Annotated in this window: 22 protein-coding genes; 15 read left to right on the top strand and 7 right to left on the bottom strand. The window is 59.6% G+C overall.

The window, feature by feature from the left end; genetic code table 11:
- Positions 1-595 precede the first annotated feature (595 nt).
- On the top strand, positions 596-1,618 hold the full coding sequence (locus BLU28_RS18475; RefSeq protein WP_037095126.1) for a porin: 1,023 nt from the start codon (positions 596-598) through the stop codon (positions 1,616-1,618).
- Between the two features lie 321 nt (positions 1,619-1,939).
- Here the strand turns inward: BLU28_RS18475 and BLU28_RS18470 are convergent, their stop codons facing one another.
- Positions 1,940-4,012: a lytic transglycosylase domain-containing protein gene (locus tag BLU28_RS18470; RefSeq protein WP_168247132.1), complete on the bottom strand. Its 2,073-nt coding sequence runs from the start codon at positions 4,010-4,012 to the stop codon at positions 1,940-1,942.
- A 362-nt stretch (positions 4,013-4,374) separates the two neighbouring features.
- Here BLU28_RS18470 and dapA point away from each other — a divergent pair, with 362 nt between their 5' ends.
- Positions 4,375-5,259 carry a 4-hydroxy-tetrahydrodipicolinate synthase gene (dapA, locus tag BLU28_RS18460; RefSeq protein ID WP_004440897.1) on the top strand — a complete coding sequence of 295 codons (885 nt, stop codon included), beginning with the start codon at positions 4,375-4,377 and terminating at the stop codon, positions 5,257-5,259.
- Positions 5,260-5,420: 161 nt separating this feature from the next.
- Positions 5,421-5,903, top strand: coding sequence for an SsrA-binding protein SmpB (gene smpB, locus BLU28_RS18455; protein ID WP_004440898.1), 483 nt, complete (start codon positions 5,421-5,423; stop codon positions 5,901-5,903).
- Positions 5,904-6,071: 168 nt separating this feature from the next.
- Here smpB and BLU28_RS18450 read toward each other — a convergent pair whose 3' ends face one another.
- Both BLU28_RS18450 and BLU28_RS18445 read right to left on the bottom strand, forming a co-directional pair.
- Positions 6,072-7,571, bottom strand: a complete 1,500-nt coding sequence (locus tag BLU28_RS18450; protein ID WP_077987755.1) for a globin-coupled sensor protein — start codon at positions 7,569-7,571, stop codon at positions 6,072-6,074.
- A 217-nt stretch (positions 7,572-7,788) separates the two neighbouring features.
- Complete coding sequence (locus tag BLU28_RS18445) at positions 7,789-8,358, bottom strand: LabA-like NYN domain-containing protein (protein ID WP_004440903.1); 570 nt, start codon at positions 8,356-8,358, stop codon at positions 7,789-7,791.
- A 393-nt stretch (positions 8,359-8,751) separates the two neighbouring features.
- Here BLU28_RS18445 and rpoZ point away from each other — a divergent pair, with 393 nt between their 5' ends.
- From rpoZ to recO, 11 genes are all read left to right on the top strand, one after another.
- A complete protein-coding gene (gene rpoZ / locus BLU28_RS18440) occupies positions 8,752-9,141 on the top strand; it encodes a DNA-directed RNA polymerase subunit omega (protein ID WP_003521126.1) in 390 nt (129 codons plus the stop codon).
- Between the two features lie 132 nt (positions 9,142-9,273).
- Positions 9,274-11,508 (top strand): RelA/SpoT family protein, encoded by a 2,235-nt coding sequence (locus BLU28_RS18435; protein WP_004440906.1) that lies wholly within the window; start codon positions 9,274-9,276, stop codon positions 11,506-11,508.
- A 197-nt stretch (positions 11,509-11,705) separates the two neighbouring features.
- Positions 11,706-11,852: a hypothetical protein gene (locus BLU28_RS18430; protein ID WP_003496944.1), complete on the top strand. Its 147-nt coding sequence runs from the start codon at positions 11,706-11,708 to the stop codon at positions 11,850-11,852.
- 248 nt (positions 11,853-12,100) lie between these two features.
- The gene (locus BLU28_RS18425; protein WP_006699396.1) at positions 12,101-12,679 is read left to right on the top strand and encodes a DUF2062 domain-containing protein; all 579 of its coding nucleotides are present in this window, start codon (positions 12,101-12,103) and stop codon (positions 12,677-12,679) included.
- The gene (gene acpS, locus BLU28_RS18420) at positions 12,676-13,080 is read left to right on the top strand and encodes a holo-ACP synthase (protein WP_004440912.1); all 405 of its coding nucleotides are present in this window, start codon (positions 12,676-12,678) and stop codon (positions 13,078-13,080) included. The genes BLU28_RS18425 and acpS overlap by 4 nt, the downstream gene beginning before the upstream one ends.
- A 207-nt stretch (positions 13,081-13,287) precedes the next feature.
- Complete coding sequence (gene lepB / locus BLU28_RS18415; protein ID WP_003509951.1) at positions 13,288-14,034, top strand: signal peptidase I; 747 nt, start codon at positions 13,288-13,290, stop codon at positions 14,032-14,034.
- Positions 14,031-14,744, top strand: coding sequence for a ribonuclease III (gene rnc / locus BLU28_RS18410; protein ID WP_045534157.1), 714 nt, complete (start codon positions 14,031-14,033; stop codon positions 14,742-14,744). The genes lepB and rnc overlap by 4 nt, the downstream gene beginning before the upstream one ends.
- An 82-nt stretch (positions 14,745-14,826) precedes the next feature.
- Positions 14,827-15,777, top strand: coding sequence for a GTPase Era (gene era, locus BLU28_RS18405; RefSeq protein WP_022555902.1), 951 nt, complete (start codon positions 14,827-14,829; stop codon positions 15,775-15,777).
- Between the two features lie 146 nt (positions 15,778-15,923).
- Positions 15,924-16,676 carry a Crp/Fnr family transcriptional regulator gene (locus tag BLU28_RS18400; protein ID WP_004440919.1) on the top strand — a complete coding sequence of 251 codons (753 nt, stop codon included), beginning with the start codon at positions 15,924-15,926 and terminating at the stop codon, positions 16,674-16,676.
- A 130-nt stretch (positions 16,677-16,806) separates the two neighbouring features.
- On the top strand, positions 16,807-17,184 hold the full coding sequence (locus BLU28_RS18395) for a response regulator (RefSeq protein WP_004440922.1): 378 nt from the start codon (positions 16,807-16,809) through the stop codon (positions 17,182-17,184).
- Between the two features lie 56 nt (positions 17,185-17,240).
- Complete coding sequence (recO, locus tag BLU28_RS18390) at positions 17,241-18,005, top strand: DNA repair protein RecO (protein WP_006699397.1); 765 nt, start codon at positions 17,241-17,243, stop codon at positions 18,003-18,005.
- A gap of 13 nt (positions 18,006-18,018) precedes the next feature.
- Here the strand turns inward: recO and BLU28_RS18385 are convergent, their stop codons facing one another.
- Positions 18,019-19,236, bottom strand: a complete 1,218-nt coding sequence (locus tag BLU28_RS18385) for an MFS transporter (RefSeq protein WP_004440927.1) — start codon at positions 19,234-19,236, stop codon at positions 18,019-18,021.
- Positions 19,237-19,400: 164 nt separating this feature from the next.
- Here BLU28_RS18385 and BLU28_RS18380 point away from each other — a divergent pair, with 164 nt between their 5' ends.
- Entirely contained in the window at positions 19,401-20,135 is a 735-nt protein-coding gene (locus tag BLU28_RS18380) for a class I SAM-dependent methyltransferase (RefSeq protein WP_077987756.1), read from the top strand.
- 276 nt (positions 20,136-20,411) lie between these two features.
- Here the strand turns inward: BLU28_RS18380 and BLU28_RS18375 are convergent, their stop codons facing one another.
- From BLU28_RS18375 to BLU28_RS18365, 3 genes are read right to left on the bottom strand one after another with little or no spacing between them, the layout of a single operon-like run.
- On the bottom strand, positions 20,412-21,254 hold the full coding sequence (locus BLU28_RS18375; RefSeq protein WP_004440933.1) for an MOSC domain-containing protein: 843 nt from the start codon (positions 21,252-21,254) through the stop codon (positions 20,412-20,414).
- A gap of 9 nt (positions 21,255-21,263) precedes the next feature.
- Positions 21,264-21,908: an HD domain-containing protein gene (locus tag BLU28_RS18370; protein ID WP_077987757.1), complete on the bottom strand. Its 645-nt coding sequence runs from the start codon at positions 21,906-21,908 to the stop codon at positions 21,264-21,266.
- Entirely contained in the window at positions 21,905-24,700 is a 2,796-nt protein-coding gene (locus tag BLU28_RS18365) for a DUF2339 domain-containing protein (RefSeq protein ID WP_168247131.1), read from the bottom strand. Before BLU28_RS18365 ends, BLU28_RS18370 begins: the two co-directional genes overlap by 4 nt.
- Positions 24,701-24,898 lie beyond the last annotated feature (198 nt).

Genomic DNA, 24,898 nt, shown 5'->3' with positions numbered 1-24,898 from the left:
GAAGGTTGCAGTTAACTACCTCGACGTCGACAACGTTGACGACGACGTAAACGGCTTCATCCGTCTGCAGCGTTCGTTCTAATCTGATCTGACATAGTCAGTGATGGAGGCCTCGGCAGAAATGCCGGGGCTTTTTTGTTATCCCAGCGGGAATATCGATTCAGGAAAAGGAGTAGGCGCCGTTTTTCGTACAGCGGTGATTCGCGAGATAGCTGGACGGACAGAGTGGATCCAGTGAAAATGCGGCGGTTAAAGCGGCAAGATATTCGATCCCAAATATCGTTTTCCAGATTTTTGACGATTTCGAAGTGACTGCCACAGCCTGGGCAAGCATCCACGGGTCTGGCTAAGCTTTTGAAACGCATCAGTAATTAACGATTTTTTAACGAACGGACGCGGCCATTAGGCTCGACCATTAGAATTGTAGCTATTTCGCAACAATGAAAAACTAAGGACACCTTACTGTCTCTCTTTTGTCATGATTGAGATTGCCGAGCCGCACGGTTTTGGCTCTAATCAAATCCATAAGCGGCACGCATCTATCTGCGCTTCCCACCCGCTGCTTAGCAAATTAGCGTTTGACTGGAGGTCAACCATGAACATCAAGAGCCTTCTGATTGGCTCCGCTGCGGCTCTCGCAGCAGTATCCGGCGCACAGGCCGCTGACGCAATCGTCGCTGCTGAGCCCGAGCCCCTGGAATACGTTCGCGTTTGCGACGCTTTCGGCACCGGCTTTTTCTACATCCCCGGCACCGAAACCTGCTTGAAGTTCGGCGGTTATATCCGTTTCCAGACCAACTTCGGTCGCGACGCGTCCGGCACGTCTGACTGGGACTCCTTCACACGCGCTCAGTTCGAAGTTGACACCCGCACCGACACCGAGCTCGGCGCTCTGCGTGGCTTCATCGGCTTCCGCGGCAACGCTGACAACGGCTCGTCCTCGTCTTCGAGCGTTTTTGTTGACCAAGCCTTCATCGAACTCGGCGGCCTGAAGGTCGGTAAGTTCTACAGCTGGTGGGATGACGATCTGAACGGCGAAACCGACATTCTGTCGACCAACACTTTGTTTAACTCGATCAAGTACACATACGACGCAGGCTCATTCCAGGCCGCTCTCTCGGTTGACGAATTGGAAGGCCAGTACGGTCAGTACCAGTACGAGGATGATAACAACGTCGGTATCGGCGGCATGATCGGTGCCAAGTTTGGCGCTGTCACGGCTAACCTCATTGCCAGCTACGACTTCGACGCAGAGAACGTTGCTGTTCGTGGCATGCTCTTTGCAGACATTGGTCCGGGCACCTTTGGTCTTGCAGGTGTATGGGCTTCGGGCGACAACGCTTACTACGCGAAATCCGAATGGGCTGTCGCTGTTGAGTACGCTATCAAGGCGACTGATCGTCTGACGCTTACTCCCGGCTTTGAGTATCTTGGCAAGCTCGACGTAAATCCTGCTGATGGCGATTTCGTTGGTGACCGCGACGCTTGGACTGCTGGTCTGACGGTCGACTACAAGATCACCGAAGGTCTGGCTACCAAGATCACCGCCAACTACTACGACGAAGACGGTGCAGACGACGAAGTTACCGGTTTCGTTCGCCTCCAGCGCACGTTCTAATCTGATCTGACATTGTCAGTGATGGAAACCCCGGCAGAAATGCCGGGGTTTTTCTTTTGGAAGACCGGATGGGACTGTAAGTCGTCGGGCATCGCGTGTGCTTTGAAGCATCGACCAGCCCACCTGTCGCTCATCTGTCCAAGCCGTTGGTGTCATCCCTGGGCTTGCCCCAGTGATCCAATCACGTCGCATGAAATCTGAACGCTGCAGATGCTCGGAACGGGCCCGAGCATGACGCAAGGAACCTTAGGCTTCACAGTGGTCAGAAGCGCTCGCCGGCAGGTGCTTGAATGCGCCGCTCGTCGGCTAGGGAAACCGCCTTTACCCGGAGCGCCCATGGCGCAGATCATCAACGATATCGGCCTGTTGCCCGAGCCTCGTCTTGTAGACCTGATAATTCTCCATCACCCGCTGCACGTAATTGCGTGTTTCGGGGAAGGGGATGCGCTCGATCCAGTCAACCACCTCATCGATAGGCTTGCCGCGCGGGTCGCCATAACGGGCGATCCATTCGGGGACACGTTTCGGGCCGGCATTATAGGCGATGAAGGTGAGGATGTAGGAGCCACCGAAGCTGTCGATCTGCTCGCCGAGATAATGGGCGCCGAGCGTGGCGTTATAGCCCGCATCGCTGGTCAGCATCGCCTGCGTGTAGGGCAGGCCGTGGCGGCCGGCCACGCCCTTGGCGGTTCCGGGCAGCAGTTGCAGCAGGCCGCGGGCATTGGCGGCGGAGACGGCGGCGGGGTTGAAGGCGCTTTCCTGCCGGGCGATCGCATAGGCAAGCGCCTTTCCGGAGCCGGCAATATTGGCGCTGGCGGGAATGACGCCGAGCGGATAGGCAAGGGCCGCCGCATCGATACCGCGGCTGAAGGCCGTCTTGCCGATCTGCAGCGAGACCTGATGATTACCGTTGCCCTCAGCCCGCGCCGCCAGAATGGCAAGCTCGCCGGGACTGTCGAGCTGTTCGGCCAGCGACCTGTAAAGGCTGTCGGCGCGCCAGCCGTAACCTGCCGCCTCCAAGCGGTCTATGGCGCGCACGGCTTCGCGGCCGGCAAAGCGTTCTCGGTCGCCATTGCTCGGGCTGGGATAGGTCACGTTCAGCGTCTTCGTGCCGATCCGTGCAGCGGCAAGCTGGCCGTAAAACGTACCGGGATGGGCTGCCGCCTTTGCAAAGAAGTCGCGTGCATCGCCGGGTCCTCCGGCTTCGGCCGCCCTTCCGAGCCAGTAATAGGCGCGGGAGGCCGAAAGTGGCCGGTTTGATGTCTGGAGCAGGGCGTTGAAATGACGCGAAGCCGTGGCCGGGTCGCGCATCGCCCGCAGAGCATACCAGCCGGCATGAAACTCGGCATCGGCGACATCCACCGCTGATGTGGCATTGTGATTGGCGACGATACGATAGGCTTCGGCAAAATCGCCGAGATCGGCGAGACCGCGCGCGATGATTCGCCGCTCGTTCCACCATTCGCCTGGATTGACCAGCTTGGCAGTATCCTTCGGCGCCTGCCGCAGAAGAGCCGCCGCTTCCGGATATTTCTGCTGGTTGCGCAGGTTCTCCACGCGCGCGAAAAGGAATGCGGGATCATCGCGCCAGCCGGCATCCACCTTGCCGAGCAGGGCGCCGGCATTGGCGGAACGCTGCAGTACAGCCGCCCAGGCATTGTAAAGGGACTGCGCCTTGCCGAGTTCGCCGAAACGTTTCGCCTGGCTGATGCGGCTGCGATACATCAGATAATCCATGCGCGCCTTGTGGTCCGCGGCCGTCAGATAGGCAGGAAAGGCGGCCAGCACGCGGTCTTCCATATCCTTGTCCATGCCTTCGCTCACCCACAGCTGGCGAATGAGGTGCTGCGAATCCACGACCTTGTCGGAGGCGGCCAGCGCCTTGGCGAGAACCACCGTGCCCTCCGCCGTTTCTGGCTTGCTGCCGCCGAATGCAGCAAGCACCTGCTGTGCCGGCGGGTCCTCGCGATAAAGCGCTTTTTCGGAATTGGCCCGCAAAGTCGCGGCGCCCGGCCAGCCGGCGAGTTCGCGCTGTGCTGCGGCGATTTCGGCTGAAGGCACATCCTTCTGGCCCGAAACGGCGATTGCCCATGTGAGGATGTGACGGTCCAGACTGCCGGTCGGCATGGCGTTGCGCAGCGCGATGGCCCGCGCCGCATCGCGCCCGGAAAGCGCGTCGAGGCCTGCCTTCAGCTGGCTCGCATCATCGGGCCGGTTAAGGCGGGGAATGGCGCCGGTAACCTCTGGCGAAGCGGGCATGAAAGCGGGAACGGTGGGCGCATCCGGCTTCACATAGGGAAGCGGCGCGGCGCCCTCGGGCAGCGGCCCGGCCAGCGCGTTCCACACGGTTGCGGCAAGGCCCGCCGCCATCAATCCCCAGACTGTTTTTTTCATGCCGTTCTTCATCGTGTAACGGAGTTGCCGACTTTCTTCTAATATCGCTACATTGCAGCGGGATTGCCGAAAAAGGTCTGATCTCCCGCCCGGAAATCTTGGGATTTCAGGCTTAATGAAATGTTAAGCGCGACCCTGCAATTCAATCAACTTTTATTCACCGGCCCGCGAGCAATGTCGCTTTTCGCTATGTGCATTTAATGCTTGCAGATCACGGCCCGAACACTGTCACACTTCCGACAATTTCGGACAAAATACGCTGCCTTTGCGCTTGTCGGCGCCAAGGGCTGGCACTAATGTGTGCCGGTTTTAACCATCGAATGCGGCCGAAGCATGAACCGGCTCGGCGCCAGGAGCTTTGCATGTTCAAGGGATCAATTCCCGCCCTCATTACCCCGTTCACGGACAATGGCGCCGTGGACGAAAAGGCTTTCGCCGCCCATGTGGAATGGCAGATCGCCGAAGGCAGTAACGGACTTGTGCCGGTGGGCACGACGGGGGAATCCCCGACGCTTTCCCACGACGAGCACAAACGTGTCGTTGAACTGTGCATCGAGGTTGCGGCGAAACGGGTTCCGGTCATTGCGGGTGCAGGCTCCAACAATACCGATGAAGCGATCGAGCTGGCCCTGCATGCGCAGGAAGCGGGTGCGGATGCGCTGCTGGTGGTTACCCCCTATTACAACAAGCCGACCCAGAAGGGCCTGTTCGCCCATTTCTCCGCCGTCGCGGAAGCGGTGAAGCTGCCCATCGTCATCTACAATATTCCGCCGCGCTCGGTGGTGGATATGTTGCCGGAAACCATGGGCGCTCTGGTCAAGGCCCATAAGAACATCGTTGGCGTCAAGGACGCGACGGGCAAGATCGACCGCGTTTCCGAACAGCGCATTTCCTGCGGCAAGGATTTCGTCCAGCTCTCGGGTGAAGACGGTACCGCTCTCGGCTTCAACGCCCATGGCGGTGTCGGCTGCATTTCCGTCACGGCCAACGTGGCACCGCGCCTCTGTTCGGAATTCCAGGCGGCGATGCTTGCCGGCGATTATGCCAAGGCGCTGGAGTACCAGGATCGCCTGATGCCGCTGCACAAGGCCATCTTCATGGAGCCAGGCGTCTGCGGCACAAAATATGCGCTGTCGAAGACGCGCGGCGGCAACCGCCGTGTGCGTTCGCCCTTGATGAGCACGCTGGAACCGGCAACCGAAGCAGCCATCGATGCGGCGCTGAAGCATGCCGGCCTGATGAACTGAGACAGGTCTGAAAAGCCGGAAGGCGCGCAATGGACCGCTTCGCAGCAGAAGCAGTCCCGCGCGCCTTTTCTTTTCGTGGCGACGATACTAAATAGAGGTTCGAAAACCGCTCTCGGCGGCAGGCCGAAGGCGCAATAAGAAAAACAAGGGATTGAAATATCATGGCCCCCAAAGGCAGCCAGCGCGTGGTGAACAAGATCGTTGCGGAAAACCGCAAGGCCCGTTTCAACTACGAAATCGTCGACACCTATGAGGCAGGACTGGTGCTGACCGGCACCGAGGTCAAGTCGCTGCGCGAAGGCAAGGCGAACATTGCCGAATCCTACGCGTCGGACGAGGGCGATGAAATCTGGCTCATTAATTCCCACCTGCCGGAATATCTGCAGGCGAACCGTTTCAACCATGAGCCGCGCCGCCGCCGCAAGCTGCTCCTGAGCAAGCGCGAGATCAACCGCCTACGCGCCGGCATCAACCGCGAAGGCATGACGCTGGTGCCCCTCAAGATTTACTTCAACGACAGGGGCCGTGCGAAGCTGGAACTGGCGCTCGCCAAAGGCAAGAAGCTGCACGACAAGCGCGAGACGGAGAAGGAACGCGACTGGAACCGGCAGAAGTCGCGGTTGTTGAAGGGTGGGGCGGCCTAAGTTCGCCGCCTTTCGCAGCATGCTCCTCCGTCATGCCGGACTTGATCCGGCATCCAGTCGCAGCGCGTCTGCGCTGTGAGAAGAGCCCTTTCAGCCCAAGGACTTGGGCTGGCTGGATCCCGGCTCAAGGCCGGGATGACGGGAGTTTGTTACTGTCCGCTGCGCCCGTCACGCCGCCCGGTACGTCCGCTCCACATGTGCCTTCGTCGTCGAAACGCTGAACCGGCTGACAAGCGCCGCGAGGTTGGCGCTGACATCGCTCAGATTGTGCGTGGCGGCATTGGTCTCTTCCACCATTGCCGCATTCTTCTGCGTCAGATTGTCCATGCTGTTGATCGCCGCACTGATTTCCTGAATGCCGACGGATTGTTCCTGCGCCGCCTTGGTGAGCGAGGTGATGTGATCCTTGATGTGATCGACCTTGCTGCCGATCGTATTCAGGGATTCACCCGTTTTGTTCACCAGCGAAACGCCCTGCATCACATCCTCGGATGACTTGGCGATCAGTGTCTTGATTTCCTTTGCGGCGGTGGCGGAGCGTTGCGCCAGCTCACGTACTTCCTGGGCGACGACGGCGAAACCCTTGCCAGCCTCGCCGGCGCGCGCGGCTTCCACGCCGGCGTTCAACGCCAATAGATTGGTCTGGAACGAAATCTCATCGATGACGGAAATAATCTGGGTGATCTTCTGCGACGAGTCCTCGATGGCGCCCATCGCTTTCACCGCATCCGTCACCACATTGCGAGAGCGTGCTGCTTCGATGGCCGAACTTTCGACGATGGCCTTGGCCTCCTCGGAACGTTGCGCCGACAATCTGGAAATGGTGGTGATTTCCTCGACGGCTGCGGCGGTTTCCTCAAGCGCGGCCGCCTGCTGCTCCGTCCGGCGGGCCATGTCATCGGTGGCTGAGGTGAGCTCGCGCGTATTGCCGGAAATCTTGTTCGCTTCCTCCACGATCTGGGCGAAGGCACCGGCGAGATTGCCGACGGCGGTGTTGAAATTGGCGATCAGCCCTTCGAATTGCGGCGCGGTCTTTTCGTTGATGCTGGAGGTGAGGTCGCCGTTGGCCAGCCGGTCGAGGGCACTGTTGAGGAGCGTGAGAATATGGTCCTGCTCCTTCTTCATCTGCGCCTGTTCGGCCTCTACCTTATGCCGCTCGGCGGCGAGCACGTCGAGATAGACGGAAATCGAATAGTCCATGTCCAGAAGGGCGGCCTTGATGGTGGCGGACAAGGCGTCCTTCACCTTCCTGGCCTTCTTCTCCATGAATAGGCCCTTCAACTCCGACTCGATCAGGGCCTTGACGATGCCGTCAAGCATCAGCGCATAACCGCCAATGTACCATCGCGGCTCCAGCCCCAGTCTGGCATGGGTGCGGCCGATCGCGGTCACGGCATTTGTATAGTCCGCGTTGAATGTACCGGAGGCGATTCTCGTCCAGTGTTTGAGTTGCATGCCCTTGGCGTGCTGCACATGTGCGTCATTGGCAAAGAACTTCGCCGTCTCCGGCACCGAGCGCACGTTCGCATAGAAGCGGTCCAGCGACGCATCGAGAGAGCCGGTGATGACGCCCTTCATGTCTGAGAGATTCTGTCGCTGCTCGTGGCCGAGCCCCAGAAAATTCAGTCTTTCTTCGAGCTGTCGGTCGGTTTTTTCTTGGCCATGCATGTCTAGTCATCCTGCTTTGGCACCCAAATCATGTCGTTGGTGCCGTTACTTGATTTAGACACGTCTAAAATTAACCAAGATATAATTTTCCCCGGCCGGATTTGACGGTTGTTAATTTCAGGGGGAATTTTTCCCTGCCGATAGGGGGGGTAAACAAAAACGCGCCAGTCTTTGAGACGGACGCGTTCTTGAAATATCGGTGATTGCGAAATCGGGATCAGACCGTCTCGGGGCCTTCCGCGTGCCGGGCAGGGCGCTCATTCGGATCGCGTCCGATTTCGGCTTTCAGCGTCATCAGGTCGATGAAGTGATCGGCCTGGCGGCGCAGGTCGTCGGCGATCATCGCTGGCTGGGTGGCCATGGTGGAAACCACGGAAACCTTGCGGCCCTTACGCTGCAGCGCGTCCACCAGCGTGGTGAAATCGCCGTCGCCGGAAAACAGCACCAGGTGATCGACCGTTTCGGACTGCTCCATGGCGTCGACCGCCAGTTCGATATCCATGTTACCCTTGATCTTGCGGCGGCCGAGCGCGTCGGTAAATTCCTTCGCCGGCTTCGTCACGACCTTGTAACCGTTATAGTCTAGCCAGTCGATCAGCGGGCGGATCGAGGAATATTCCTGATCTTCGATCAGGGCCGTGTAATAATAGGCGCGCAGCAGATAGCCGCGCTTTTGAAACGCCTTCAGAAGCTTGCGGTAGTCGATATCGAATCCCAGGCTTTTCGATGCTGCATAAAGATTGGCTCCATCTATGAAGAGCGCAATTTTCTCCCGTGGATCGAACATTCCATCCCATTCCTTTTTTTTGGAAAGGCCATTATCTGGCTTTTATATCCGGTCGATAGCGCTAAATATCATGTCGTATCAACGCGCTTTGCGTACCGCCGTTGCGTTTTAAGTAAGCTACCTTCCCCCTTATTCCAAGACAATTCTTCTAGACATTTTGTTCATCAGGCGCCAAACATCGAGGATAAGGTGCCAAAAGACGCCAAAGACAGGAAAAACTTGAATTCCGCGGCCAATGGCTGTATCGGAAGCTGGAAAGCTTCGTCGCGAGAAATTCCAGGTGTTTTCCGCAAGGCACGAAGCGCAGATTCAATAGGTTAGAGCAACCCTTGTGCATCCTGAAGACCGCACGGCGCTCTGATCCACGACATTACGACCCGCAAAGGACAGGCAATGGCCCGCGTCACAGTTGAAGATTGCATTGATAAAGTAGACAACCGTTTCGAGCTGGTGCTTCTCGCCAGCCACCGTGCGCGCCAGATTTCTCAGGGCTCTTCCATCACGGTTGACCGCGATAATGACAAGAACCCCGTCGTTGCGCTGCGTGAAATCGCCGACGAGACGCTGTCTCCCGACGATCTGAAGGAAGACCTTATCCATTCGCTGCAGAAGCACGTGGAAGTGGACGAGCCCGAGCCCGATCCGGTCACGCTTGCCGCCGCCGCTGCCGACAGCGAAGAAGACGACCAGCCGGAGACCGTCACCTTCGACCAGATGTCGGAAGAAGAACTGCTGGCCGGTATCGAAGGCCTTGTGCCGCCGGAAAAAAATGACGATTATTGATCCGGTTTTATGACGCCTTTGGCAGATGGCGGTTACCGTCTGTCAATAGTTGCCGTCATAATCTGATCCTTATTGATGCAGCATTGTGCGCCGACCCCAAGGTTGGCGCGCTTTCTTTTTGTGGAATATCGCATGATGCGGCAATACGAACTCGTTGAGCGGGTTCAAAAATATAAACCGGATGCGAATGAGGCCCTGCTGAACAAGGCCTATGTTTACGCGATGCAGAAACACGGCCAGCAGAAGCGGGCCAATGGCGACCCCTACATCTCGCATCCGCTGGAAGTTGCCGCAATCCTCACTGAAATGCATCTCGACGAATCGACCATCGCGGTGGCGTTGCTGCACGATACGATCGAAGACACCACCGCAACTCGCGCTGAAATCGACGAATTATTCGGCGAAGACATCGGCCGGCTGGTGGAAGGGCTGACCAAGCTCAAGAAGCTTGATCTCGTCACCCGCAAGGCGAAACAGGCGGAGAACCTGCGCAAGCTGCTGCTCGCCATTTCCGATGACGTGCGCGTCCTCCTGGTGAAGCTCGCCGATCGCCTGCACAACATGCGTACCATGGAATACATGCCGGCCGACAAGCGCAGCCGCATTTCCGAGGAAACCATGGAAATCTATGCGCCGCTCGCCGGCCGCATGGGCATGCAGGACATGCGCGACGAGCTGGAGGACCTGTCCTTCCGTTATCTCAATCCGGAAGCCTATGAGACGGTGACAAACCGTTTGCAGGAACTGGAAACGCGCAATGAAGGCCTCATCAAGAAGATCGAGGACGAGCTGCGTGAATTGCTCGTGGCGAACGGCCTCATCGGCGCGGGCGTCAAGGGTCGGCAGAAAAAGCCTTATTCGGTGTTTCGCAAGATGCAGTCGAAGTCGCTCTCTTTCGAGCAGCTGTCTGACGTCTACGGTTTCCGCATTCTGGTCGACGACATTCCCTCCTGCTATCGGGCGCTCGGCATCGTGCATACACGCTGGCGTGTGGTGCCGGGCCGCTTCAAGGATTACATCTCCACGCCGAAGCAGAACGACTATCGCTCCATCCACACCACCATCGTTGGCCCGTCGCGCCAGCGTATCGAGCTGCAGATCCGCACCAAGCGCATGCATGAGATCGCCGAATTCGGTATTGCCGCCCACGCGCTCTACAAGGACGGCGAAAACGGGGAGGGCGATCTGCTTTCGCCGGAAAGCAACGCCTATTCCTGGCTGCGCCACACCATCGAATCGCTGGCGGAAGGCGACAGCCCGGAAGAATTCCTTGAGCATACCAAGCTGGAACTCTTTCAGGATCAGGTGTTCTGCTTCACGCCCAAGGGCAAGCTGATTGCCCTGCCGCGCGGCGCGACGCCCATCGATTTTGCCTATGCGGTGCACACCAATATCGGCGACACCACCGTTGGCGCCAAGATCAACGGCCGGATCATGCCGCTCGTCACCCGGCTGAACAATGGCGACGAGGTGGAGATCATCCGCTCCGGCGTGCAGGTGCCGCCCGCCGCATGGGAAGAGGTGGTGGTGACGGGCAAGGCCCGCTCGGCCATCCGCCGCGCCACCCGTATGGCCATCCGCAAACAATATTCCGGCCTTGGTTATCGCATTCTCGAGCGCACCTTCGAACGCGCCGGCAAGGCCTTCTCCAAGGAGGCGCTGAAGCCGGTCCTGCATCGGCTGGCGCAGAAGGATGTCGAGGACGCCATCGCGGCCGTCGGCCGTGGCGAGGTTTCCTCGCTCGATGTGCTGCGCGCGGTATTCCCGGATTATCAAGACGAGCGCGTGACGGTGAAGATGACCGGTGACGACGGCTGGTTCAACATGCGCAGCGCCTCGGGCATGGTCTTCAAGATACCGGGCAAGTCCCGTTCGGCGCTGGAGGATGACGGTGCGGCCGAAATGCTTGACGGGCCTGACCCGCTGCCCATTCGTGGCCTTTCCGGCAATGTCGATGTGCATTTCGGGCCGGCCGGCGCCGTTCCGGGGGACCGCATCGTCGGCATCATGGAAAAGGGCAAGGGCATCACCATCTATCCAATCCAGGCGCCGGCGCTTCAGCGCTTCGATGACGAGCCGGAACGCTGGATCGATGTGCGGTGGGATCTGGACGAAGCGAACAAGTCGCGCTTCATGGCGCGGGTGATGATCAATGCGTTGAACGAGCCGGGCACGCTTGCCTCGGTGGCGCAGTCGATCGCAACGCTCGACGTCAATATTCGCGGGCTGAACATGGTCCGCATCGGTACTGACTTCTCCGAGTTGGCGCTGGACGTGGAAGTCTGGGATCTCAGGCAGCTGAACCAGCTTCTGTCGCAGCTCAAGGATCTGGATTGCGTCTCCACGGTCACGCGTGCCTTTGATTGAGGCATTTTTGATGCCTTTGAGATAGCGGAAGGCCGCTGTTATGCGTTCTGTGCATGGCAGCGGCCTTTTCCTGTCTCTGGTGGTTAATGCGGTTTGCGACTATTTTCCTCTCAGAAATTGAAGAGAAGGAAACGCGGCGTGCCGGTGGATGAACACCGATGAGAAACGCCCGTTCCAAACCGAAAGGACCGAAAATCATGTTTACTCCGCTTCGCAAGATCGCTCGCGCCGTTCGTGGCAAGACCACCCAGGAACGCGAATTCGAATATCTCAGCGGCTCGGTATCGAATGTCGACCTCGAGTTCCGTCAGCGCGAAATCGACCGCGGCCTGTTCCGCCGGTAATGCGCTGAGCGCATGGCAGCCAATCGCCATGCGTATGGACACGGATAGCGCGGCGGTAATGGCCTGTGTTTTCCTGTGCACCGCAAGCCCAGGAGATACGCGCCTCAGCGCGTCTCCTCCATGCCGCTGTCCAGTGTGACTGATCGGGTATGCTGCATCTGCAATGATCGCGTGGGATAACCGGGCAAAAGTTCTTTGTTGCCTACCACGCTCTTGGCTCGGCCGGGGTGATGAAATAGACTGCCCCCATGCCGTTTCGCCGCCGTGAACCCCTTGGTTTTTCAGAGAAGATTCGCGACCTCTTCTGGCCGCGAACGGGTTTTTCCCGTTCGTTGCGCTATATGAAGTTGCGCCTGCTCAGGCTTTCCGCCTCTCCCCATTCCATTGCCGCCGGTGTCGCCATCGGTGTGGGTGTGGCGTGGATGCCGTTTCTCGGTGTTCACATCATCATTGCCATGGCGCTCGGTTTCCTCATGCGCGTCAACCTCGTGGCGGCGGCACTCGGTACGACTTTCGCCAATCCGCTGACATTTCCTTTCATCTGGGCCTCCACCTGGGAGCTGGGACATGTCATTCTCGGGCGAAAGACGTCGGAAAGTGCTGCGCATGTGGATTTCGTGGCGCTGTTTAGCCATCTTGAATTCCGGCAGATATGGACGCCGGTGCTGGAACCCATGACCATTGGTGCGGTTCCGCCTGCCATCATCAGCGCGGTCATCGCCTATATCGCCGTTTATGGGCTCATCAACGGTTTTCAGCGCCGCAAGATGGAAAATCTCGCGCATCGCGCCGCCAACAAGAATGCTTCTCTGGAGATGTTGAAATGATCATTGGATTGGGAAGCGACCTGATAGACATCCGGCGCGTTGAAAAATCGATCGAGCGCTTCGGCGAGCGTTTCACCCATCGGTGTTTTACCGATATCGAGCGCGCCAAATCCGATGGCCGCAAGAACCGCGCCGCGTCCTATGCCAAGCGTTTCGCCGCCAAGGAGGCCTGTTCCAAGGCGCTTGGCACCGGCCTTGCGAACGGCGTTTTCTGGAAGGACATGGGCGTCGTCAACCTTCCGGGCGGCAAGCCCACCATGGTGCTGACAAACGGGGCAGGGGAGCGACTGGCGGCCATGCTGCCCGCAGGCCATCGCGCCAATATTCACCTGACGATCACGGATGACCACCCTTACGCTCAGGCATTTGTGATCATCGAGGCGCTTCCCGTGATCGATTGAGGCCTGGGGGCACCGTTGGGCGCGCTCTATTTGCACGGCTGTCACAGAAGCGCTTCCCTTCGGGCTGGAAAGGTTCTAGAGAAGTCGCAGAAATATGAAAGCGTTGCGGGCCGCGTGAAACAGCATCACCCGCCCCAGGCGCGATAAGCAACGGCCCGTCAGCTTCTTGGATCGAAGAAGCCGGGAAACAATCAGGCAGGTCTTTAAGTGTCGGAAAAAGCGGAAAAGAAGCAGAACGCCCTTTGGGAGAACGTCAAGGTCATCATTCAGGCGCTGCTGCTGGCGATGGTCATCCGCACCGTGCTGTTTCAGCCCTTCACCATCCCGTCGGGCTCGATGATGCCGACGCTGCTGGTCGGCGACTATCTTTTCGTCAACAAGTTCTCCTACGGCTATTCTAAATATTCGCTGCCTTTCTCGCCGAACCTGTTTTCGGGCCGCATTCTGGAGTTCAGCAAGCCGAAGCGCGGCGATGTCGTGGTCTTCCGCCTGCCGCCCAATCCTGAAGTGGATTACATCAAGCGTCTGGTCGGCCTGCCGGGCGACCGAATTCAGGTCACGAACGGCGTGCTGTTCATCAACGGCCAGCCGGTGCCCAAGCAGCCCGACGGCACCTTCACGTCGGATTATCGCGCCGATCCGGGCGCCAACGTGCCCGTTTTCCGCGAAACGCTTGACAATGGCGTTACCTACGACACGCTCGATCAGTCGCCCGACTCGCGCGGCGACAACACCCGCGAATTCGTGGTCCCCGAAGGCCATTATTTCATGATGGGCGACAACAGAGACAATTCGCTGGATAGCCGCTTCGATGTCGGTTTCGTGCCGGAAGAAAACCTGATTGGCCGCGCCAGCGTCATCTTCTTCTCTTTGGGCAACGACACGCCGTTCAGCCGCATTTGGGAATGGCCGGCCAACATGCGTTGGGACCGCCTGTTCAAGGTTGTGGGATGAGCAAGACCAAGCCGCTTTCCGCGGACGAGATTGCCCGTCTGGAAGCGTTGATCGGATATGAGTTCAAGGAAAAGGCCCGGCTCGACCGGGCCTTGACCCATGCCAGCGCCCGCTCCGCCGCGGCGGGCAATTACGAGCGTCTGGAGTTTCTGGGCGACCGCGTTCTGGGTCTCTGCGTTGCAGAGCTTCTGTTCTCCATCTTCCGCAATGCCTCCGAAGGTGAGCTTTCGGTGCGTCTGAACCAACTGGTCAGCGCCGAATCCTGCGCGTCGATCGCTGACGAGATGGGCCTGCACAATTTCATCCGCACCGGATCCGACGTCAAGAAACTCACCGGCAAGGCGATGCTGAACGTGCGCGCCGATGTCGTCGAAAGCCTGATTGCCACCATCTATCTGGATGGGGGCCTCGATGCGTCGCGCAAATTCATTCTGAAATATTGGCAGGGCCGTGCCACGAGCGTGGATGCCGGACGGCGTGACGCGAAAACGGAACTGCAGGAATGGGCGCACGCAAAGTTTGCGGTCACCCCATCTTACCGGGTTGACGATCGCTCCGGACCGGATCACGATCCCCGCTTTACGGTGACTGTCGAAATTCCCGGCGTAAAGCCGGAAACCGGCGTCGAGCGTTCCAAGCGCGCGGCCGAGCAGGTGGCGGCAACCAGATTGCTGGAACGCGAAGGCGTCTGGCAGAAAAGCTCTACCTGAAACTGAGCTGACCGGCGACGGCAGCTGACTATCAAGCGCATGGCGAGCCCTCTGGCCGCATGTTGAATACCTCTGACCTTGAATGGATATCATGACCGATCACGAAAACCCCGCCTCGACAGGCGAAGACAATGCCCTTCCGACCCGCTCCGGCTTCGTTGCCCTCATTGGCCCTACAAATGCCGGTAAGTCGACGCTGGTAAACCGGCTGGTGGGCGCCAAGGTTTCCATCGTCAGCCACAAGGTGCAGACGACGCGTGCGGTCATGCGCGGCATCGCCATTCACGACAACGCGCAGATCGTGTTCATGGACACGCCCGGTATCTTCAAGCCGCGCCGTCGGCTGGACCGCGCCATGGTCACCTCCGCCTGGGGCGGCGCGAAGGACGCCGATCTCATTCTTCTTTTGATCGACAGCGAGCGCGGCCTGAAGGGCGACGCTGAGGCGATTCTCGAAGGCCTGAAGGACGTCCCCCAGAAGAAAATCCTCTGCCTCAACAAGATCGACCAGGTAAAGCGCGAAGACCTCCTGAAGCTCGCCGCCGCCGCCAATGAGACGGTCGCCTTCGACCGCACCTTCATGATCTCGGCGACCAATGGCTCCGGTTGTGAAGACCTGATGAACTATCTGGCTGCCGAATTGCCGGAAGGCCCATGGTATTATCCGGAAGACCAGATCTCCGACCTGCCCATGCGCCAGCTTGCCGCCGAAATCACCCGCGAAAAGCTGTTCCTGCGCCTGCACCAGGAACTGCCCTATGCCTCGCATGTCGAGACGGAAAAGTGGGAAGAGCGCAAGGATGGCTCGGTGCGTATCGAGCAGGTGATCTATGTCGAGCGCGACAGCCAGAAAAAGATTGCGCTCGGCAAGAACGGCGATGCCATCAAGGCGATCTCCACCGCCTCGCGCAAGGAACTCTCGGAAATCCTCGAACAGCCGGTGCATCTATTCCTGTTCGTCAAGGTGCGCGAGAACTGGGGCGACGACCCGGAGCGTTTCCGCGAAATGGGGCTGGAATTCCCGCGAGGCTGAAAGCGCGTCATTCCCGCGTTTCTGTGAGGATACAGAAACGCGGTGGGAGGAGCGCGATGTCTTTGTTCCCGGCAGGGAACCGAATATCCTTGGAACGGGTTGTTCCAAAAACAATTGGGCGCAACCTTTTTTCATGATGGATAATCATGTCACCCAAAAAACCGAACGGGATTTCCACCACCCCCTGCCAGCAATGCCCGCTGCGCGATCTACCGCATTTCAGGGACTTTTCTTCTTCGGAACTGGATTTCGTGTCCCGTTTCAAGACGGGGGAATTGGCGGTGGAGAGCGGCTCCGTCATTCTGATGGAAGGCTCGCACAGCGCTCACCTCTACACGGTGCTTGCGGGCTGGGCATTTCGCTACAAGACTTTGGAGGACGGCCGGCGGCAGATCCTGAATTACGTGATGCCGGGCGACCTCGTCGGCCTGCAGGGCACGGTGATGGGGGAAATGCAGCACTCGGTTGAGGCCTTGTCGCCGGTCACGCTGTGCGTCTTCGAGCGATCGCGCCTCAACAATCTCTTTACCGACCACCCGACGCTTGCCTATGATCTGACATGGATTGCGGCGAGCGAAGAGCGCATGCTCGACAGTCATCTGCTCAGCATCGGCCGTCGCACGGCGCTTGAGCGCGCGGCCTACCTTATCGCTTTCCTTTACAGCAGGGCGAAAGCGGTCGCGCTGCTGCAGGGGGAGGCGACGATCCCTGTCACCCAGCAGCACGTGGCCGATACGCTCGGCCTCTCCATCGTCCACACCAACAAGACGCTGAGAAAGCTCGTCGATCGCGGGCTTATCCGCTGGACGGACAAGGGCTGTCTGGTGCTGGATGACGCCGGACTGGCGCAAGTTGCGGGCTGGGAAAGCGACGGCAAGCGGCAGAGACCGTTTATCTGATCTTCCGACATGTCTTTTTTAAATGACGGGCGAGCCGCAATTTGCGACTGCTCCCATGATGTCTCACTGGAGAATCGTTTCGAAGACGACGGCTTCGAGCCTGACGGCTCTCTTTGTTAGGAAGAAAAATATGGTGCCACAACGGGTTATCATCGTTGAGGATGAATATCTGGTGGCGCTCGATGTTGAGGCGGTTCTCCAGTCGATGGGTGTGGAGACCGTTATCATCGCCACAACGCTTGCGCAGGCGAGGAAGGCTCTCGAAGAGGATGGCGCCGATTGCGTGCTTCTCGATGTCAGCCTTTCTGACGGTAAAAGTTATGATTTTGCACGCCACTTGCGGTCTGCGTCCATTCCTTTCGGTTTTGTCAGCGGTTACGGCGACACGACCGGATTCCCCGAAGATCTCCTGCATGCGCCCTTGCTCGGCAAGCCTTTCGGAGAAAATGAAATCACCGATTTCGTCCTCCGCCTCGTCGATGCGGCGCGTGTTACCGTAAAAGAATAACGTTTCGCCGCCGGATCGGTTATGATCGGGCTTGAATCGAAATTCGGACAGGTTTCATGCAGTGGCAGGATGAGGCGATCATTCTCGGCGTAAAACGCCATGGCGAGACGAGTGTCATCGCCGAGGTGATGACCCGCACACGCGGCCGCCATCTCGGCATGGTGCGCTCCGGGCGCTCCCGCAGCATGCAGCCGGTGCTGCAGGCGGGAAACCGGGTAGACGTCGTCTGGCGCGCGCGCCTTGACGATCATCTCGGAGAATACCGCATCGAGCCCCTGCAACTGCGCGCGGCGCAATTGATGGAAACGGCCACCGCCGTATACGGCGTCCAGGCCATGGGGGCGCTGCTGAGGCTTTTGCCGGAGCGCGATCCGCATCCGCATCTTTATCAGGCGCTCGATATCATTCTCGATAATCTCCACGACCCGGCCGATGCAGGCGAACTTTTCGTGCGCTTCGAGTTGGCGGTGCTGAATGATCTCGGTTTCGGGCTTGATCTTACCGAATGTGCGGCGACGGGGCTGCGCAACGATCTCATCTATGTGTCGCCGAAAACGGGAAGGGCGGTCTGCCGCACGGCGGGAGCGCCCTATGCGGACCGGATGCTGTCGCTTCCGGCTTTTCTAGGCGAAGGCCAGTCGAAAGCCGCTGATCCCGAGAGCCTTGCGGCAGCTTTTCGCCTGACCGCCCATTTTCTCAACCGCCATGTCTACGATCCGCGCGGGCTCAATGAAAACGCCGCCCGCGACGGTTTCGTGCAGGCGGCGCTGAAGGCTTTGGAGCGCAGGGGATCGCCGCCCGCACTGGACAGGGCGGGTTAATTCCGGGCCATCGCTATTGGGCGAAGGCCGGCCGTGGGGCGGGGCGTTCCTCAATGGGCCAGTGCACGACGGCCGCAAAAATCCCCATGCCGACGCCAAGCCACCAGACGAGGTCGTAAGAACCGAACCTGTCATAAAGAAAGCCGCCCAGCCAGACGCCAAGGAACGAGCCGATCTGGTGGGTGAGGAACACGACGCCGCCGAGCATGCCGAGATGGCGCGTGCCGAACATGATGGCCACCAGCGCATTTGTGGGCGGCACGGTGGAGAGCCAGAGGATGCCCATGACGGAAGCAAAGAGAATGACTGAAAGCGGCGATTGCGGCAAAAGCAGAAAGGCAGTCACGACCACGGAACGGGCAATATAGATATAGGCCAGGAAATAGGGCTTGGAATAACGCTGTGCGATGACGCCGGCGGCCAGCGATCCGATGATGTTGAAGAAGCCGATGAGCGCCATGGCAATCACCGCGTAGCGTGGTTCGATACCGATATCGCCGAGATAGGCCGGGAAATGCGCGGTGATGAAGGCCACCTGGAAACCACAGACGAAGAAGCCCGTCGTCAGCAGCAGATAGCTCTTGTGGCCAAGCGCTTCCTTCAGCGCTTCGCCCGCGGTCTGCTGGAACTGCGCCTGCGACTGGGTGCCGGAGGACGAGTTTCCGCGCATGAAAAAGGCGAGCAGCGGCACCAGCATCATCATGGCGGCGAGCCAGACGAGACTATCCGACCAGCCATAGGTGGAAATCAGCCCCTGGCTGATAGGTGCAAACAGGAACATGCCTGCCGAACCCGCCGCCGTGCCGATACCAAAGGCGAATGAACGCTGCTGCGGCGTGACATGGCGGGCGAAGGCGGAAAGGATGACGCTGAAGGACCCTGCGGCAATGCCAAGCCCCACGAGAACGCCGCCGCCGAAATGCAGCCAGAAGGGCGATGTGCCGAAGGACATGCAGATGAGGCCCGTCGCATAAAGAAAGCCCGAGAGCACGAGCACGCGGCCCGTACCGAACTTATCGGCGATGGCGCCGAAGAAGGGTTGGCCGAGACCCCAGAAGAGGTTCTGCAGCGCCATGGCAAGACCGAAGGTTGAACGATCCCAGCCGGTATCGGCCAGCATCGGCAACTGGAAAAAGCCCATGGCGGAGCGGGGGCCGAACGTCATGACCGCAATCAGCGACCCGGCTGCGATAATCAGCCAGGGCATGCTCTGGCGAGTGGCTTGCGACATGAATATTCCCCCCTCGCAGCGCCCGCCTCTGAAAGAAGCGCAAAGCATGCCGCGGATTCCACAATGATGGGATGAATATTATCTTTTGTCAGCCGGCCCCACTAGCGACTTTTCTTGACGGCCATTATTCATGCGATTGATGGAATGCGGCCTAAGAGGCGACGATGAAACAGAATATCTACGACGATCCCGGGTTTTTCGAGCGCTACAGCGCCATGCCGCGTTCCGTGGAAGGTCTGCGTCAGGCCGGTGAGTGGCACGAATTGCGCGCCATGCTGCCCCCGCTGAAAGACAAGTCCTTTCTCGACCTCGGTTGCGGTTTCGGCTGGCATTGCCGCTTTGCCGCGGAGCAGGGCGCACGCCATGTCGTCGGCGTCGATCTCTCGGAGAACATGTTGCGCCGCGCTGCCGAGATCAATGGTGGGCCCGGCATCGAATATCGCCGCGCCGCTATCGAAGACATCGATTTTCCGCGGCAGAGTTTCGATGTGGTGCTGAGTTCCCTTGCCCTGCATTACGTCCGCGATCTCGACGTGGCATTCGCAGGGATTTTCGCCGTGCTGAAGTCGGGCGGCGATTTCATTTTTTCCATCGAGCATCCCGTTTTTACGGCGCTGGAAAAACAGGACTGGTTTTACGGCGAGGACGGCGAAATCCTGCACTGGCCACTCGACAACTACCAGAACGAGGGCGTGCGCCACTCCAACTGGATGGCGGACGATGTGGTGAAATATCACCGCACCGTGTCAGCTATCGTCAACGGCCTCCTGTCCGCTGGTTTCACCCTGACGCGTCTGGCGGAACCACGACCGGATCCGGCTTTGGTGGCCGAGCGCCCGGAGCTGAAGCATGAAGACCGCCGCCCGATCTTTTTGATCGTCGGTGTGAAGAAGTCGTGACATGACCCGTGCGTTGTATCGCCGGGGTGCACAAAGATTGAGATCGGCGCGTCAGGCTCGAAGCTTGCCTTGTTCATAGTGCTCCGTCCTCTCCTTATCTCTGTGCTTGTCACAGAGATTCAGCCAGCCCAAGTCTTTGGGCTGAGGGATTGTTTCGCCGTGCAGACGCGCATCGGCTGGATTCCTGTGACAAGCACAGGATGAGGGGAGCGAGGGTTTGACGGCAGGTTAAAGCGCTGCCTGATGCCCAGAGGATTCCGTTTGAACCGGACTGACTTAGCGCCTCTTGATCGCCCAGCCTTCGGGCCTTTCCTCGATCACCTTTGCGACGTCGCCGACAGACAGCCTGCCTTCACCGCGCGGCGTCACGTTCCAGCCGAACAGCGGGCCGGGCACGCGCCGGTCTGCGGACATGCGGATGCGGCCCATGGCCTTCATGGGAGAGGGCACATCGCGGGAGCCGGTCGTCTGGTCCTGCGTGGTCATGATGCAGCGGGCGCAGGGTTTGACGAGATCGAAGCGAATGCCGCCGATCTCGATGGCCGCCCACCCGTCTTCCGCCCATGGTTCGTCCGTCTCAAGCACGATATTGGGCCGGAACCGCTCCATGCCAACGTCGTCTTCGCCATTTTCGCGCATGTTGTCGTTCAGCGCGGCGAGCGAGGCGGTGGTGGTGACAAGGATCTGGTAGCCATCCGCAAAGGTGACGGGCGTTTCATTGCCTGTCCACTCGAGGCTCGCGATGCGTTTGGAAGCGTTATCGAAAAAGGCGAGCTTCACTTCGCGTCCGAGCCATGCCGAGAGCGTGTCATTGGTCACAGCGTCGGCCATATTGGCGCTGACTATCGATTTCCATACCGCCACATCCATGCGCTCGCCGGATGGTCTTGCGACGATCTCGCCATGCTGGTCGCGCGAAAGCAACATGCCCCCGTCCTCGTGCCGCGCCAGAACCGTGGCAATGGCAGGCAATTCACGCTGGGTGATGAAGTGGCCCGACGGGTCCACAAGCATGGCGCGACGGTCACCCGGCAGACCCTCGGCCGACACGGCGCTGTCCGGGAGGGAAATGCCGCGCGCGCTTTTCAGCGGGTAGATATTAAGCTCTGTCACACGCATCATGCTTCCTCATATTTCATCGAGAAACAGGTCCAGCACCTGTTTCAGCCGCTCATGGCGGGCTCTGGCCATCTGCCTGCCGGTCTCTGTGCGAAAACCATCTGCCAGCTTGAACAGCTTGGTCTCGAAATGGTCGATGGCAAAAGCGCGGTCATCAAGCGGCCGTTCCTTCGCCAAGGGGTCGACCGGATCGTAAAGTGCGGAGCCCATGCGTCCGGCAATATAAAAGCAGCGCGCCGCGCCCACCATACCGATGGCGTCCAGCCTGTCGGCATCCTGAAGGATTTTCGCTTCCAGTGTCTGCGGTTCGATATTGGCGGAAAAGCTGTGGGTGATGATCGCATGCGTGACGGCGTCGATATCCTGCTTCTTCCAGCCGAGGCCGGCCAGAACGCCTGAAGCCTTTTCTGCCGCCAGCCGCGATGCCTGTGCCCGCAAGGGCGAGTTTTTCTCCACCGCCACACAATCATGCAGCAGCACGCTGGCCGCCAGCACGTTGCCATCGCCGCCTTCACCCGCATGGATGCGCATGGCATTGCGGAAGACACGGTGAATATGGGCCAGATCATGCGAGCCGTCGCCCGCATCGGCGGCGTGCGGGATCAAATCCTGCGCAAGCGCCGCATGGGGCGCGAAAGCCTCCGCCGCGATCATGCCTGCGGCTTCCGGGTGAGGATTTTTTGGTAGAACAGGCCGATGCCGATGAGCACCGCGCCGAGCCCGATGAAGGACAGCGCCCGGAGCACGCCTTCGAGGTTGCTCATGTCGATCAGGAAGGCTTTGGCAACCGATATCAGCACGAAGGCGGCCGATGCCAGACGCAGGCTGCGGGCATTAAAGCGCGAGCCAAGCACGAGCAGCAGGACGCCGATCAGCAGCCAGACCACCGAGTAGCTGTAGGTCTCGCCCTGCATAAAGCCCTTCCAATCAGCAATGTTCTCGCCCTGCCAGAAACGGCGCACCGAAAGCGTGGCCCAGGCAAAACCGAGCGCTGCTCCCGCCACCGCCAGCATGCTGACATAGGGCGGCGGACGTTTTCCGCGCGCGTAATAGGCAAGGCCGCCATAAGCGAATGCCGGCAAAAGGTAACCGATCAGCAGCAGGTTGAGGACCGGGATGCGGCCGGTATTCTCGCCGGTGAAATAGGGGTTGAGCGTGAAGAAATGCATCGTCAGCACGTTGATGACGGCGATGACGCCGGCGATCATCGAGCCGTAACGGAAGACGGGGCTGGGGCTTTTCAAATCCAGCGTCATCAGGACACCGGAGAAGCCGATGGTCAGCAGCGTGTAGATCGACTGCTCGCCGAGCGTCGGCACATTGCTGTCGAGCGTACCGCCATTCATTGCGTGGCGAACGAGGATGGCCACGGCCAGAAGTCCCATGACGCTGGCGATGGCCTGCAGGAAGTTCTTGATCCGCATGCCCGGCCAGTCGCGCAACAGCCACGCGGAGACGATGGCCAGCAAGGCAGGGATGCCATAGCCCGGCAGCAGCGCGTTGAAGACCGGCGTCGTGCCGAGATTTTGCGGCCCGACGATTGTCGGCTCCCAGGCGATCCGGCCAAGAACGGCAACACTTGCGACAGCCATGACCCAAGGCAGTATATCCCAGTTGCGGTAGCGGCTCGCCAGCACGTAGACGAAGCCGATGACGGACAGCAGCACTGTCGTCGCGAGCCCTTCCGTCAGCGTGTGCAGGCAGAGCGCGAAGGCGGCGAAGGAACCGAGCACAAGGATGTTCAGCGGCTTGCGATAGGCCTCACTGTTGCGCCGGTGCAGCCATTCAGCACCGGCAAGCAGCACGAAGCCAAGGCCGAGACCATAGGCCGCGTGCAGCCAGTCGCGGCCGAGATTGCCATATTCGACGAAGCTCGCCGTCGCGAGCCAGACAGGGAACAGGGCGGCAATGCCAGCCCAGAGCTGGGCGAAATCCGCATCTTCTGCGCCCTTGCGTTTCAGGAAGGAAAAGGCGCACAGCACGAAGATAGCCCCAAGGCCGAGCGCCATGGCAATTTCCGCAGCGTAGCCTGTGCCCACGGGCGGAAGCGTCACGCCGGTATCATTCACGAGACCAATAAAATCGATGCCACGCCGCGACATGAGCGACACCGCAGACTGCGCGCCGAGCGCGGCGATGATCGCCGGCCAGACGGCATAGTGACGGGCAGCACCGAGTGCTGCAAGAGCTGCAATAAGCGCTGAAACGATGAGCGCCGGGTGAGTATCGACGCTGCCTTCGGCAAAGAGGAAGCCAATGGCCGGCAGGATCACCGCCATCGATACGGTGAGGTTGAGGGCGAGCGACGGGCGCAGCAAAAGCCGCATGATGCGAATCGCGCGCCGCTCGGGAGCTGCCGTTTCGGCAGCGTCCGGAGGCGTGGTGTCGTACTGTTTTCCGGGCCAAAGGAAGATCGTGCCAGCGAGCATAATGAGCAGGGCAAGAGTCGGCGGTTCGGCACTGATTGCATCCGAAAAGCCGATATATCCGAGAGCCCAGAGGCCGAGTCCGGCATTGGCAAGCGACGGGACCACCGTCCAGCCCTGCCGACGCGCCGCTGCCGCGGTTGCGAGCCAAGAGACGGTGAGGAAGACGAAGAGCGCCCAGATATTCGGCGTTTCGGTGGAAATCAGCGCCGGCGTCAGCATCGAACCGAGAAGTCCGAGACCGGCGAGCGCCTGTCCGTGCAACAACGACAGGCCGATGGTGGCGAAGGCGACGAGGCCGAGCAGGATAAAGGCGGTGCCGGGGCCGATATAGTCGTAGATGCCATAAGCCGCATAAACCACACCGAACAGCGTCAATGCGCCGGCCGCGGTGAGCACACCCGGTATCATGGCGTTGGAGTAGGTGGTGGCGATGCCTGGCACCGCCTTGCGGCGGATCGCTTCACCGGCAAGCCCGAGAAAGACGCCGAAAATCGCGGCGAGCGACAGCCTGACCGCCGGGCTGAGCAGGCCTGATTCGATTGAATATTTGACGAGGAAAATGCCGCCGAGCGCCAGCGCCAGCCCGCCCGCCCAAACCGCCCAGCGCGCGCCGAGCAGGCTTTCGAAGCTTTCTTTCGCTGCCGGGGCAGACGCGTTATCAGAAGCCGCCACGGATACGGCATCGGCGAGTGGCGCAGCGGGGGCGTCTTCGCGCGCCACGTCTTGATCCGCCGCAGGGGTGCTGGCTTCTGAACGCTCGAAGGCGTCTTCATCCCGGATGCCCGCTGGTTCCAGCGCCGTTTGGCCTTCCGTCTCTGCTGCGAAATCAGTCTTTTCGGCGGTTTCCGTGTTTTCCGCCAGTGCCGCAGCAGGAGCGGCCACGCCCGCCGCCATCAGCCGCTTGAGGCTGTGAACCTCCCGTTCGAGCGACTTGATGCGGCTTGAATTGCGGATGCTTGCGACGAGCGTGTAGATGAAGGCCGCGACAAGGGCGAGGATAAACAGCGGGATTTCCAAACGGACTCTCCAATTATGAAGCTGTTTTTAAAGCCCTTTTGGTGAATTTATGCAAGGCCCGGTTGATGAGGTTGTGGGTAACGGGGGGAGCGAGCGCTCGCATCCGCGTCTTCTCCCCGAGGGGAGAAGTCTGCGGCAGTGGGATGAGGGGGCGAGGGTGGAAATAAACCGAGAGCTTACCCCCTCAACCGACCCTTC

Source organism: Agrobacterium pusense, assembly GCF_900102105.1.
Lineage (GTDB): Bacteria > Pseudomonadota > Alphaproteobacteria > Rhizobiales > Rhizobiaceae > Agrobacterium > Agrobacterium pusense.
This window is presented reverse-complemented; position numbering and strand designations above follow the sequence as displayed.